13 protein-coding genes are annotated in these 13,871 nt (G+C 34.7%); 12 read left to right on the top strand and 1 reads right to left on the bottom strand.

The genetic code is table 11. The annotated features are described in order from the left end of the window. The first annotated feature begins 12 nt into the window (after positions 1-12). The 4 genes from FLY87_RS10320 to FLY87_RS07020 all read left to right on the top strand — a co-directional run bounded on the left by FLY87_RS10320 (position 13) and on the right by FLY87_RS07020 (position 3,881). Positions 13-138 carry a hypothetical protein gene (locus tag FLY87_RS10320; protein ID WP_012546186.1) on the top strand — a complete coding sequence of 42 codons (126 nt, stop codon included), beginning with the start codon at positions 13-15 and terminating at the stop codon, positions 136-138. A gap of 70 nt (positions 139-208) precedes the next feature. Next, on the top strand, positions 209-1,183 hold the full coding sequence (locus FLY87_RS07030) for an AEC family transporter (RefSeq protein ID WP_012545151.1): 975 nt from the start codon (positions 209-211) through the stop codon (positions 1,181-1,183). Between the two features lie 44 nt (positions 1,184-1,227). Beyond that, positions 1,228-3,447 (top strand): sensor histidine kinase, encoded by a 2,220-nt coding sequence (locus FLY87_RS07025; RefSeq protein ID WP_028842593.1) that lies wholly within the window; start codon positions 1,228-1,230, stop codon positions 3,445-3,447. A 14-nt stretch (positions 3,448-3,461) separates the two neighbouring features. Then, the gene (locus FLY87_RS07020) at positions 3,462-3,881 is read left to right on the top strand and encodes a sigma-54 dependent transcriptional regulator (protein WP_012546768.1); all 420 of its coding nucleotides are present in this window, start codon (positions 3,462-3,464) and stop codon (positions 3,879-3,881) included. Between the two features lie 71 nt (positions 3,882-3,952). On the opposite strand, the gene FLY87_RS07015 is transcribed toward FLY87_RS07020, so the two are convergent. Next, positions 3,953-6,445 carry a PEP/pyruvate-binding domain-containing protein gene (locus FLY87_RS07015; RefSeq protein WP_181406003.1) on the bottom strand — a complete coding sequence of 831 codons (2,493 nt, stop codon included), beginning with the start codon at positions 6,443-6,445 and terminating at the stop codon, positions 3,953-3,955. A 196-nt stretch (positions 6,446-6,641) separates the two neighbouring features. Here FLY87_RS07015 and FLY87_RS07010 point away from each other — a divergent pair, with 196 nt between their 5' ends. From FLY87_RS07010 to FLY87_RS06975, 8 genes are read left to right on the top strand one after another with little or no spacing between them, the layout of a single operon-like run. Beyond that, positions 6,642-7,382 (top strand): GntR family transcriptional regulator, encoded by a 741-nt coding sequence (locus tag FLY87_RS07010; protein WP_141266684.1) that lies wholly within the window; start codon positions 6,642-6,644, stop codon positions 7,380-7,382. 17 nt (positions 7,383-7,399) lie between these two features. Beyond that, on the top strand, positions 7,400-7,921 hold the full coding sequence (locus FLY87_RS07005; RefSeq protein WP_012545603.1) for an HPP family protein: 522 nt from the start codon (positions 7,400-7,402) through the stop codon (positions 7,919-7,921). 9 nt (positions 7,922-7,930) lie between these two features. After that, positions 7,931-9,442 carry an SLC13 family permease gene (locus FLY87_RS07000; RefSeq protein ID WP_141266682.1) on the top strand — a complete coding sequence of 504 codons (1,512 nt, stop codon included), beginning with the start codon at positions 7,931-7,933 and terminating at the stop codon, positions 9,440-9,442. Positions 9,443-9,453: 11 nt separating this feature from the next. Next, the gene (locus FLY87_RS06995; protein ID WP_141266680.1) at positions 9,454-10,164 is read left to right on the top strand and encodes a hypothetical protein; all 711 of its coding nucleotides are present in this window, start codon (positions 9,454-9,456) and stop codon (positions 10,162-10,164) included. A 9-nt stretch (positions 10,165-10,173) separates the two neighbouring features. Further along, entirely contained in the window at positions 10,174-11,907 is a 1,734-nt protein-coding gene (locus FLY87_RS06990) for an SLC13 family permease (RefSeq protein ID WP_141266678.1), read from the top strand. A 15-nt stretch (positions 11,908-11,922) separates the two neighbouring features. Next, positions 11,923-12,852 carry a universal stress protein gene (locus tag FLY87_RS06985; RefSeq protein WP_012545320.1) on the top strand — a complete coding sequence of 310 codons (930 nt, stop codon included), beginning with the start codon at positions 11,923-11,925 and terminating at the stop codon, positions 12,850-12,852. A gap of 9 nt (positions 12,853-12,861) precedes the next feature. Next, entirely contained in the window at positions 12,862-13,242 is a 381-nt protein-coding gene (locus tag FLY87_RS06980) for a response regulator (protein ID WP_012545665.1), read from the top strand. 6 nt (positions 13,243-13,248) lie between these two features. Continuing rightward, positions 13,249-13,692, top strand: coding sequence for a response regulator (locus tag FLY87_RS06975; RefSeq protein WP_012546418.1), 444 nt, complete (start codon positions 13,249-13,251; stop codon positions 13,690-13,692). Positions 13,693-13,871: the final 179 nt, after the last annotated feature.

Genomic DNA, 13,871 nt, shown 5'->3' with positions numbered 1-13,871 from the left:
TCTTTTTGATTTATGAATCAAAAAGTTAGGCAATACAGAATAGAATTTCAAAACATAGTAATAAGAGAATACTATGATTTCGTTCCACATTATATGAATGAAGTAAAAAAGAGATATGAATATGCACAGAAAGCTTGAATATTTCTCAAAAATTGAAACAGTAGAGAATTTTCTCAAAAAATATTTGAGATAAGAAGATAAGTTCTTAGTGAGTAGACTTCTTGACAGCATTCATACTACATTAATAAATATGCCTTTTGATATTTTTCTTTTTATTTTAATAGGGCTATTGTTGAGAATTCTGCTTACGGCTGGTGGTGTTTCACCTGAAAAAATTGACTATGTCCGTGACAAAATAAACTACTTTGTTTTCTACTATATTATTCCCTTTGTATGTTTTAAAACAACCTATACAATGCCCTTCAGTCTAAGTCATTTGAAGATTTCATTGGTTGCTAATCTTACAATATTAAGCTGTGTTTTTTTATCTTGGATGATTTATAAGATAATTGCCTCAAGGAAAGAAATTGAAGATGAGGTCATCGGTTCTCTCATAATGTGCTCTGCTTTTGGAAATGTGCTTTATATTGGCTTGCCTGTTTTGACAAAGCTTTACGGAACAGAAGGAATGAGCTATGCTTTTACCTATGATTTTTTAGCAAGTACCCCTCTTACCTGGACCGTAGCTGTTGCAATCTGTATGAGATACGGTAGGGCAAAGAGTTTTAAACTGAGAGATTCTTTTTTAACGATTCTTAAAATTCCACCTATCTGGGGATTAGTAGTTGGGTTTCTGTTTAAAGAATTAAGCGTAAATCTATCAAAGGAGTTGATAGGTTTTTTGAATTTAATTTCTACCTATGTAACTATGCTTATGCTTTTGATTGTTGGACTATCGGTTAAAGTTGTTACTCCTGAAAAATTTAAAATATCTTTGCCAGCAATTGCTATAAAAGTTATCATAGCTCCGCTTTTTGCCTTATTTTATGGAAATATTGCTGGAGTTTCAGGTATTCCTCTGAATGTATGTATAATAGAGGCGGGTATGCCTTCCATGTTACTGAGCATGATTTTCGCAACTGCCTTCGGAGTTGACATGAGAACCTCTGTTGAGATGATATTTCTTACAACAATATGTTCACTAATTTTCCTCACTATATCCTTATGGTTCTTTTATTTTTAGAGAATTTTGAATATAATTAAGATTAAACCATAAACGAGGTAAATGTGTTTTTTCAAAAATTAATTAACAAATTGATGGCACTTATTGAGAAGTATCATCCCTTTAATCTTAGATATTTTAAGTTTATTGTCACCTTAGCAATGATATTACTTCTTGGAATGGTGCTTTTTCTTGGTTGGCTTTCAATAAAGAAAATAACAGAGATTGTTACAGAAGATTTTAACCAGCAACAGCTAATGTTAGCAAAACATGCGGCAAATCAGATTGAAAATTCAGTTGAGCTTTTAAAAAGAGAAATAACTTTGCTCAGCCTATCTCCAGCGATTCAGTATTCAGAAAAACCAGCGCTGATAAACAGAATGAATATTACTTTTTCAAGTGTAAAGTATGAAGGTGTAAGAGAGATAAAATTTCTTGAAAACAAGACAAAAAAAATATATAGAATTGTTGAGGGGAAAAAATGTGAAATTGGGAATATGCAGAAGGAAGATGAAGAATTTTTAAATTGGGCTTCAAAAGAAGAAAATAGAGGAGGAATATTTTTTACGGAAATCACTCATTGTAAAGAAGTTAAGAATTCTCAGTTACTTATCATGAAAATGGTTATTCCTGTCTGGCAGATATCCATAGATGAATCCCATCCTGTGCCTACTAATAAATTTTCAGGTGCTATTGTTTTTACTGTTGATGTTACATATTTAGTAAGCAAGGTAACAAAAAAAATTAAGTCTGGCAAAACTGGATATGCATGGGTAATTGACCATAAAGGAACATTTCTCTATCATGAGGAGCAAATGTTTGTAGGACAGAATGCTTTTGAAGCAAGAAAGGGGAAGAAACCGACTATATCTTTTGAGAGAATAAATGAAATTCAAAGAGATAAAATGCTAAGAGGAGAAGAAGGAACAAGTTGGTATATTTCCGGATGGCATAGAGGAGTGGAAGGAGAAATAAAAAAGCTCATTGCTTACTCGCCTATTAAACTTAAAGAAAGACCCCAGCCTGTTGTATGGTCTATAGCTGTTGTTGCACCAATAAGTGAGGTAGAGGGAGCAATTCACACTGTTCACATTCAGCAGATGGTTATTCAGGGAGTAATTATAGTTATTATTCTATTTGGTGGACTTTTTATAAATTTCATTCTTGTTACTTGGTCAAATATTCTGGAAAGGGAAGTTGCTAAAAAAACAGCAGAGTTAAAAAAATCTGAGGAAAAATATAAGTCATTAATTGAAAATGCAGAGGATATTATTTTAGCCACAGACAGCGAAGGTAAAATTCTCTCAATAAATAAGTTTGGTGCTGAATTTTTTAAAAAACAGGAAATTGAACTATTAGGACAAAGCGTATCTGAAATTTTTTCTCCTGATGGAGTTATTCTTGCGATAAATATAAAACAAATTTTTAAAACAGGAGAAAGTAGACAAATTACACACAGGGTTAAATCAGATACAAAAGAGTACTGGTTTAACACGAATTTAAGAGCTTTAAAGGATGAGACAGGGAATATCTATTCGGTATTAGGAATTGCTCGTGATATTACAGACAGAAAAAAAATGGAAGAACAGAGTTACTATACTGAAAAATTGGCTTCTCTCGGAACTCTTGCTGCAGGGGTTGCTCATGAAATAAATAACCCTCTTGCAATAATCTTAGGTTTTACAGATATTTTGCTTGAAAAAACTTCTCCAGAATCTCAGGAATATGACATTCTAAAAACAATTGAAAAACAAGCAACAAATGCTAAAAGAATAGTGGAAAATCTTCTCAGTTTTGTGAGACACAAAGAGCACAAGGAACAGATTGTTAATATTAACGAATGTATTGAGACAGTTCTTGATGTAATGAATAACACGATAAGTCTAAATAACATAGAATTAAAAAAGCAATTACAACAGGATTTACCCTATGTAAAAGGTGATGCTGGAGAACTCCAGCAGGTTTTCTTTAATATAATCAACAATGCTATTTATGTTATGAAGGGTGGTGGGGTTTTGACAGTATCAACAAAATACGATGGTCACTGGCTTGAAGTTTGTATTTCCGATACAGGATGCGGAATAAGCAAAGAACATAGACAGAGAATTTTTGACCCTTTCTTCACCACAAAAGAGGTAGGTAAGGGCACTGGACTTGGTTTATGGGTGTCCTATAACATTATAAAGAAGCATAATGGTATAATTACTTTTGAAACAAGAACAAAAGAAGAGGCAGAAGAAACGGGAACAAAATTTATAATAAGATTACCAGCAGCAAAGGAATAGAAAGGGAGGGAAGGATGGCAGAGAAAATTTTAATAGTTGATGATGAACCAGATATGTTAAAGCTTCTCAGCATGATTCTCAGAGAAAAAACTCCTTATGAGATAACAACTACGAATAATCCCATTGAAGCAGTTGAGTTGGCAAAAAAAGGTGATTTTGATCTTGTCATAACAGACCTTAAAATGCCAGGGCTTGATGGATTGCAACTCCTTGAAGAAGTTAAAAAACGTGATGAAGATGTGCCTGTAATAATAATCACAGCTTATGGAACAATTGATGCAGCTACAGAAGCAATAGAAAAAGGTGGCTTTGATTTCATAACAAAACCATTTAAAAAAGAGCAGATTCTTTTTACTATAGAAAAGGCTCTTAAATGGTTAAGAGTTCAGCGGGAAAACAAAATGCTAAAAGAAAAACTTAAAGAAGGTTTATGATATTCACTTTTTCTTTATTTAAAAAGTTGTTGGTTTTTTGTTTTGTTATTCAATCAAACTTTTTGAAATTACTAAATATCCTTAATATGTTTTTTAATGAAGTCTTCTGTGTACATTTGAGCAATAGCATCGTTAAATAAAACCATGTCAAGCTGTTTTGTATAGGCAGTAAGTTTTCCTAAAACTTCAAGTCGCCTTTCTATTTCTGGTATGCTATACTTGGTCAGCAATGCATCAATTACATCTTCTTTTACCATGACTCTGAATGCCATCTTCTTTAAGATTGTTGTTATTAAATTTACTCTTCTTAATCTTCTGTCAAGTGCTGCACCACCACCCTTAAAAAAGAATTTGATGTAATTATCATTTATATTTTCTCCTGTATAAGCTTCAATCATTGAAAAATGATATCCCAGCCTGATACTAAAATTGACATAGTTTTTAGTTACAATGCAGAAGCTTTTTTTAGCAGTTTCCATTAACTGTTCTTCGGGAATAGATACTGTATGTGCTACCATTTCAAAAAATCCCTTCGCATCAACAGGTGGAGGTCCGGGCCATTGCATAGACTGCATTCCTCTTAAAATAGCCTGAAGAGGAATTGAATATACATCTTCAGGAGTAGCTTTTTTGATTCCTTCTTTTAATCCACCTTCAATATCAAGCACTAAAATCCCAATTGGAATACCTGCTATCAAAGGTACAGCATGATGTTCGCTGTCATATCTATCCCACATGGTAAACATTTCATACATAACCATCTCATGACAGAATCTTGTAATGTCATGATAGGTTTTGCATTTTTCAGGTTTAAAGTCTTCGCTGGTTGGGTCTACAAGGTTTAAGGGAACTATTAATTTTAGAACTCTCTCAAGAGTCTTAAATAATAAAGTTTCCTTGAAAGGTTCTTTGGTTTTTTTATAAGCTTCTATTAACTCTTCTACCTTTCCTTCATAAATTATGCAATTTGTAGCATCTACTGTTATTTCCTGCCCATCTTTAATAGTCTTTGTTGCTATTTCAGTATTAATTAATGTGGGTATATTGTACTCTCTTGACAAAGATGCCATATGACCAGTAGGACTTCCTATATCAGTTACAATAGCAGAAGCTTTATTCATTATGATTACATATCTTGGATTGGTATGCTTTGCTACTAAAACAGCACCTTCGGGAAAATTTTGTAAATCATCTTCTGTTTTGAGGACAAAAGCCTTGCCATAGCCCACACCTTTACAGGCTGTGATACCTCTATCAAGAAGAATATTATAATCTTTGATTCTTGTAGGCAGATAAACCTTTGATTCAGTTTTTTTCTCAAGTATTCTCAAAGGTCTTGCTTGTAATATAAAAATACTTCCATCTTCATCAATTACCCATTCAATATCCTGTGGAGATTCATAGTAATTTTCAATTTGAATCGCTATTTTTGAAAGTGCAAGAGCCTCTTGTTCTTCTAAGGAGAATTCATCACTGCCATTGGGTAATGTAATTTCTTCAATATCACCTTCTTCCTTACATATGAGCATAATATTCTGTTTACTCGGAATTTTTTCTATAAGTTTAAGTTCAGGTTTTCTTGAAATCACATAGGTTTCAGCATTTACAGCACCGTCAACTATTAATTTTCCAAGTCCTTTAACTGCATTAATTATAATGTTATTGCTGTCAGGATTGTTAGGATTTTTAGAATACATAACTCCACCAGCTCTGGCATTAACCATTCTTAATACGCCAACTGCCATAACCATCTCATTTTCTGAAAAACCTTTTGTTTTGTAGTAAAAAATTGCTCTTCTATTAAAAAGACTTGCCACTACTTTTTTATAGTAATGGCTAATAAGATTCTCTGGTACATTTAAATAGGTAGAGTACTGCCCTGCGAAACTGTAATCAGAGTCTTCATGAATGGCACTACTTCTTACTGAGACCATGCATTTTTTCCCTGTTTTTTCTGATAACTCTTTATAAGCTGTTCGTATAGAATTTTCAATTTCTTCAGGAAGTTGTGAATTTATAATTAGTTCCTGAATTTCCCTGCTTCCTCTTTCAATTTCTTCAATTTTATTAATATCAATACTGTTTATTATCTCAGAGATTTTTCCTTTTAATTGGGTATTTTCTAAAAATTTGATAAATGCGTAAGAGGTTATAACAAATCCATCAGGAGTTGGCAAATTAAGATTATTTTTTAATTCAGCAAGATGGGCAATTTTGCCTCCGGCAATGGTTAAAGAATCCTTTGAAAGTTTTTCAATAGGAATAACAAAATCTGTAACAGGAATATCAATTTTTGAAGTAAGTGTTTTTTCTATATTTTCATAAATTTCTCTTTGAACTTGCTCTAATACCTTATATTTCCCGTCAGAGAGGGCATTAAGATTTTTTATTATATCTTCAACGCCCTCTGATATTGATTGAACACTTGTTTTTATGTAATGCATATCAAAAAGATACTCACCAGAGAGCTTTTCTTCAAGGTCTGCCATAAGACTCAAAACATGATTGTTGCTGTTTAGGACTTTCTGGAAATAGGAGTATTTTTCTTTCAAAAGTTCTTTCAATTTTTCTTTCTCCTCTGTTTTTGCCCTTGATTTAAAAAACCTGAATAAATCTATCATTCCTAATTATAAACGATTTTAATCGCTTTATAATATATTTTTTTTTGACAAAGTTTTTTATTGTAAGTATGATATATAAAATTACAATGTTACATTATAACAATATAATAATGTAATAACAATATGATAAGGAGTAAAAATGGTTGAGTTAATTAGTAGGGACGAGCATGAAAAGCTATATCTTCAACTATTTGATATCCTGAGAAGGAAAATTGAAAGTAAAGAGTGGACCCCGGGTATGCAGATACCAACAGAGGATCAACTCTGCAAAATGTTTAATGTAAGCAGAGCAACTGTAAGAAATGCTGTTTTGGAACTTGTAAGACAGGGATATCTCATCAGGCAACAGGGTAAAGGAACTTTTGTAAGTAGCAATTATATTTCAGAAGGTTTGATAATGACAACGGTATTTAAAAAGCTCTGGGTTGAAGATGATGCTTTATTTAATAAGGAAATTCTTGCAAAAACAGTTATGATGCCTGTGGGAAATTTAAGTAAAGAGTTGCATATACCGGAAAACAGACATGTTATATATGTAAAAGTGAGATGGCTCATTGAGAATGAACCATCAATTCTTCAGGAATCCTTTGTGCCTTTTAATATTTGTCCTCATTTACTTGAAGAAGATATTGAAAACCAGTCAATAATTGACCTCTTTGAAAAGAAATATAGCATAAAAACAACAAAAGTTTTAAATTATTTTGATCTATCAATTTTAAATAAAGAAACTGCCCAGTCTTTAAAGGTTCCTGAAAACACCCATGCAATAGAGATGATACAGAAGGTTTTTTCAGGTGATACGGTTGTTCTTTTAAGCAAATTTTATAAAAAAAGTGATGGAAATAAATTATTTATTGCTTTTCAAAGAAAAGCATTATAAACCTTAGGAGGTGGGGTATGTCAGATGGAAAATTAGTAAAGGATGTTATGATGGGAATATTTGAGTATCCTCATATTCCCTACTGGTTCAGCATTGAACAGGCTATCAAAGTTGTAAAGGCTTCTTTTATTCAGCCAAGTAAACACACAGACCCTCTCGCAGTGCTTGTATTTGATGAAAAGTATAATCTTCTTGGAACTATTACTCTCAAGGATATTTTAAGAGGACTTGAGCCTTCATTTCTTAAGCCACCAGCAAAAGCACAGGTTCCAGAAGAAGAAAAAACAGGGCTCAGTGTTGTCTGGGATAGCCTTTTTACTCAGGAATCAAAAAAACTTGCTCAGAAACCTGTAAGTGAAATCATGGTTCCTGCAAAACATTTTGTTGACCCTTCAGACCCTGTTACAAAGGCTGCTTATCTTATGATTCATTTTGACCTACCTGTGCTGCCAGTAATTGAAGACAAAAAGAAATTTGTGGGCATAGTAAGAATGGTTGAAGTATTTGACACAATCTCAGAAGAAATAATCAAGGAATAGGAGGAGGAAATGGCTGACAAAAAAAGACCAGAAGGTTTACCTGAACCACCACCAGAAATCTATGTAGCAAAGGAAAAGAGAAAAATTCCATGGAAAAGAATATTTTTTATCTTCTTAGGGCTTGCCTTTTTTCTGGGAATTTACTTTTCGCCTGCTTGGCCCGATGCTGTTGACCCAATGGGCAAGCACTTCCCCTTAACAAAGGAAGCAAAAGGTGCAATAGCTTTATTTTTACTTGCAGGTATATGGTGGGTTTTTGAAGTAGTTCCCATAGGTGTTACAAGTATAGCCATAGGTGTTTTTCAGGCAATATTTGCAATTCGTTCAGCAAAGGATGCTTTCCGTGATTTTATGGACCCTTCTGTTATGTTTATCTTCGGTTCAGTTGTTGTAGGACTCGCTTTCACAAAAACAGGACTTACGAAACGTTTAGCATACAATATGCTTAATGTAGTTGGTGAAAGAACCAGCATGATTGTTCTTGGTGCTTTGGTTGTTACCGCCGGACTTGCTCACTTAATGGCACATACTGCAGCCGCAGCTACCGTTTTTCCAATTCTTCTTGCCATAAATGCCCTCTATGGTGAAGGTGATAAACCAACAAAGTTTGGTAAAGCACTCTTTATAGGGATGGCTTATGCAGCGGGTGCTGGAAGTATTATTACTTTTCTTGGTGCAGCCCGTGGTCCTGCAGCAGCAGGTATGTTTAAGGAGTTTACCGGAAGAGACATTGGATTTTTTGAACTTACCAAATATATGTTCCTCATTGGCTGGATAATGGTTTTCCTTATATGGGTTTATCTGATGATATTCCTCAAACCTGAAAAAAATATCATCCCAGGCCTTAGAGAAAAAGTAAAGACCATGATGAAAGAACTCGGTCCTATGACAGGACAGGAAAAATTTGTAATAATCTGCGTTGCAGCTGTAATAGTAGTAATGTCCCTTCAGTCCTTTGTTCCAGCTCTTAAACCCCTTGACCGTTCTGCTATAATGCTCTGTTCCACATTGCTTTTCTTCCTCACAGGTGTTCTCACAATAAAGGAGCTTGAGGATATTCCGTGGAATATAATACTTCTATTTAGTGGTGCCATGAGTATTGGTTTCTGTCTTTGGAAAACAGGTGCAGCCCAGTGGATGGCAGTTAACTGGCTTGTTATGTTCCAGCAGGCACCATGGATTATATTTGTTCTTGGCATAGCAACCTTTGTTCTCATAATGACCAATTTCATAATGAATGTGGCAGCAATAGCCATATCCCTTCCTGTATCTCTTGTAATTGCCCAGTATCTCGGTGTAGCACCTGATGTAATACTTTATGCATCTCTGGTCACAGCAGGAATGCCCTTTTTACTTCTAATAGGTGCAGCTCCCAATGCTATTTCCTATCAGTCAGGACAGTTTACTCCAGGAGAGTTTTTCAAACACGGTATTACAATGAGCATTGTCTTGATTTTAGTTCTTGCTATATTTCTCGTTACAGTATGGCCTATTTTGGGAATGCCTATACTTTTAAAGTAGGGGTGTAAGAGATGGTTATAAAACCAATTTTAGAAAGGATTTTTGGAAAGTTCTATAAAGAGTATGAATTCCTCAAAAAATCCTATGATGTTCTCAAAGGCTACGGTTTCAATGATGATAACGCAATAGCGTCAGTTTGTATATGTAGGGATGAAATTTCCCAGACTGTAAGAAGTCATGTCAAAAGAATGTGGGGAGAAGCTTTTAATTTCTCCAGTCTTGCCGGTCTTTTTACAGCCGGCAAGACTGGTCTTAAAGCCTTTATAAGTCATGCCCCAAAGGTTGAAGGTAAGGAGCGTTATGTATTCTATGCCTTTTCCCATATCGCCATTGATGAAAACGAAAACATGGGGGTATGTAAAAGAAAGGGACTTGAAAAATCTCATGCCTGTGGGGCTCTATGCCTTTTTCTTAATGAACTCAGTGGTGGGAAAATAAACATAAGACTTGATGAAGAGGACATTGAGGAAAGTCTTCTTAAAAGAAGAATTTTAAGGGAACTTAAATACGGTGAAGTTCCTGACCTTCTTACCCTTACAAAAATCACACTCAAGGTGATAGTTGAGGATTTAGAAAATATCATTGAAAAGGTTGTGGACTCTAAAAAAGCTGACTATGCTGTAATTTCTGGAATTCAAATACATGGTCCTGAGGAAAACTATATAGTGCCAGATGAGGCCTATGTTGTAGTTGATGGAGAAAAGAAAAAATTAGAAATTTAAGGAGGAGTCATGAAAAAGCTGCTTATATTGTTTCTGCTTCTTTTTGTTTTTAATGTTTCAGCCTTTGCCTTAGAAGCAGAAAAACCAAAGGAAAATGTTGATATATTCTTTATTTCAGGCTCAATTCTTGATTCCCACAAAGAGCCTGTAAGAGATGCTGAGATAAGTTTGCTTGTAAATGGAAAGCCCCATAAATTAATCACTGACCACAAAGAGACAGATAAAACTCTCACTTCCTCGCACGGAACTTTTCAAATGAATTTTTATCTTGCCAAAGGTGAGATTGACAGCGCAAAGATAGAGATTGAGATTGTAAAGAGTTCTTATAAAAAAACAAAGGTGGAGTTTAAAAAGGACGACTTTGCCCAGAAAGGAAATGAATTTTACATTAGTAAAGACATAATGATTGAACGCCATCTCGGACCTGCTTTCTGGATAGCAACCGGTGTTTTCTTAATTGCCTATGCACTGATATCTTTTGAGCTTCTCCATAGAACAGTAGCTGCCATGATAGGTGCAGCAACAATGCTCATACTTACCTACACACTTGGCACCTTTAATCCAGAGTTTCATATAATCTCCTTTGAGAGAGCCATTCAGGCAATTGATATGAATGTAATATTTCTTCTCATGGGAATGATGATTATAATTGGTGTCCTCAAACATACAGGAGTTTTCCAGTGGTGTGCTTACATGTCCTATAAAATTGCAAAGGGTAACGTGATGACTCTTGCAATAATTTCTTGTTTTTTCATTGCAGTCACCTCTGCTTTTCTTGACAATGTCACTACAATGTTACTTTACACTCCTGTTCTAATAGAGATTGCAATAGCCCTTAAGATTAATCCTTTATCTCTCTTAATTCCCGGAATAATGGCATCCAATGTAGGTGGAACTGCAACTCTTATAGGTGACCCACCAAACATAATGATTGGTTCATACACAGGGCTTACATTTATGCAGTTCGTCTATGCCTTAACGCCAGTAGTTATTATAAGTATGATAGCTCTTGTTATTTACAACAAGTTTTTCTACTCAAAGGAATACAAAAAGGGCAAAGTTGAGGACATAAACGCATTTATCAGTTACTTAAGGGAAGAATACAAAATCACAGACAAAACCCTTCTTGGATATGGACTTTTCATAATGGCTCTTGTTGTATCTTTCTTTGCAACCCATGGCTACTGGCATATGGAAGTCTCTATCCCCGCCCTTTTTGGTGCAGGTCTTCTTTTTACCTATGCAGTTGTGACAAAGAAAGTCAAAATGCTTGAACTTATTGAGAAGGATATTGAGTGGACAACACTGCTATTTTTTATCTTTCTCTTTATAATTGTCGGTGCTGTTGAGGAAGCAGGACTTCTCGCAGTAATAGCCGACTGGGTTCATAATCTTTCCGCTGGAAATCTAACTGTTGCCATATGTTTGATACTTTGGGTATCTGCCATCATGAGTGCTTTTGTTGACAACATTCCCTTTACAGCTACGATGCTTCCCATAGTTGCCTATCTTAGCAAGGTAATTCCAGGAGCAGAAACCAATGTCCTTTGGTGGGCACTGGCTCTTGGCGCATGCCTCGGTGGAAACGGAACATTGATAGGTGCTTCTGCTAATGTTGTTACAATAGGAATTGCTGAGTCTGCAGGGCATAAGATAAGCTTCTTTGGTTTCATGAAATATGCCTTTTTATATATGATAATTAGTGTAGCCATCTGCAATGTATGGCTATTGCTTTTCTACTAAAAAGGAGGTTGGAAAATGATAAACTGTCCCTTTGAAAAAGTTTTACTTCCTGTTGACAGAAGTGAAAACTCCTTGAGAGCAATAAAATTTGCTGGGGCTTTACTTTCGGGAGTTGATTCTTCAGAAGTCACGCTTCTTTATGTAATGACAGGAGGGTATCTAAGTGAAAGAATGAAAAATATTGATTTCAGGGCAGAGTTGATAAAAGAAACGCAGACTTTCAAAAAAATTCGTGAAAAACACATTGAGGAAAACATAATACCTTTTCTGACAGAATATGAAGATAATCTTAAGAAATCAGGGTTTAAAGGAACTTTATCAAAATTAGTTGAAGAAGGTGAAGCAGGAAATAAAATCATTGAGGTTGCGACCCGTGAAAAATTCCAAACAGTAATTATGGCAAGAAGAGGAATGTCAGAGTGGAAGGGATATATTCTTGGGAGTGTTTCAAACAAGGTAATTCATGGTTTGCTCAATCAAAATATTTACATTGTAGGACAGAAGATAACAGAAAATCCCTTATCCCACATTCTACTTCCTGTGGATGGTTCAGAATATTCAATGAAGGCAGTGCAGCATGCAGCATGTCTTGCAAAACAAGTAAAGGCTATACAAAAAATTACAATTCTAAGAGTAATTAATGTATCTCTCTATCTTGAAAGAGTAAGACAAGGAATTGACCCTGAGGCAGAAGCAGAAGAAACTCTTTCAAAAGCAAAGAAAATTCTTACAGATGAAGGGGTTGAAACTGGATTAATTGAAACTAAGAGTGTTGTAGGATTTCCAAAAGATGAAATCATCAAGGAAGTGCAAGAATTTGGCTATAATCTTGTCATAATGGGACGTAAAGGGAGGTCTGCAATTAAAGACATTGTATTAGGGGGTGTAAGCTCATCAGTTCTAAATAACTGTTTTGAACAGACCATTGCAATAATTAATCAGTAGGTAATCAAATTGGAAAAACTGAAAATTCTTCTTGTTGATGATGAGGTTGATTTTGTAACTACTCTCTCGGAGAGACTTTCTATGAGGGAGTATGATGTAAAATTTGCTACATCTTCTATTGAAGCAATGCCTCTTTTTTACAGTTATTCTCCACATCTCATTATTCTTGATATAAGAATGCCTGAGATGAATGGAATAGAGTTTCTGAAGTTGATAAAAAAAATCAATCCAGCTACTGAAGTCATAATGCTTACTGCTTATGGAGATGTAAAATATGTTGAGGAGGCTATGAAAGAGGGAGCGCTGGAATATATAATTAAACCAATTGATATAAAAGAGCTTATAATAAAGATTGAGAGAGTTAGAGAAAAAATTAAACAAAGGGGGTAATTTCAGATGTCAAATGAGGAGCTTAAGGCAAATGTTTTATTGGTAGATGATGAAGAACAGTTTTTGAAAGTGGTTTCACAGAGACTTGGTATGAGAGGACTCAAGGTAGAAGCTGCTACAACTGGTGAAGAAGCAATTAAAAAGGCTGATCAAAGGGACTTTGATGCAATTATTCTTGACCTTGTAATGCCTGGGAAAAGTGGGATAGAAGTTTTAAAAGAGATAAAAGCTAAACATCCTGATTTACAGATAATTATTCTTACAGGACACGGGACAGTTGAAGCAGGAGTTGAGGCAATCAAAGAAGGAGCAATTGATTTTATGCAAAAGCCAGTTGATTTTGAAAAGCTTATGAAGAAAATAGAGGAGGCAAAAAACAAGAGATTTCTAATAATAGAGAAGAAACACGAGGAACATCTAAAAGAAATTCTTCAGAGTAAGCCTTGGTAGAGGGTAGGCTGGGTCGCTGCGACCCAGCCATATGGAGAAACATGCTGACTTCATTTAGACAACTAAGTATGATTTTCCTCTAATGCAATGTTCTTAGCATTAAGGAAATTAATGCTTTTTGAGTTCCTTTGCCAGATATATGATATAATTTTTAATAGTTTCATTCGTAAAATCTTATG

This window comes from Thermodesulfovibrio sp. Kuro-1, assembly GCF_006538445.1.
GTDB classification, from domain to species: Bacteria; Nitrospirota; Thermodesulfovibrionia; order Thermodesulfovibrionales; family Thermodesulfovibrionaceae; genus Thermodesulfovibrio; species Thermodesulfovibrio yellowstonii.
Note: the sequence above shows the minus strand (reverse complement) of the source record. Positions and strands in the feature narration are given on the sequence as shown.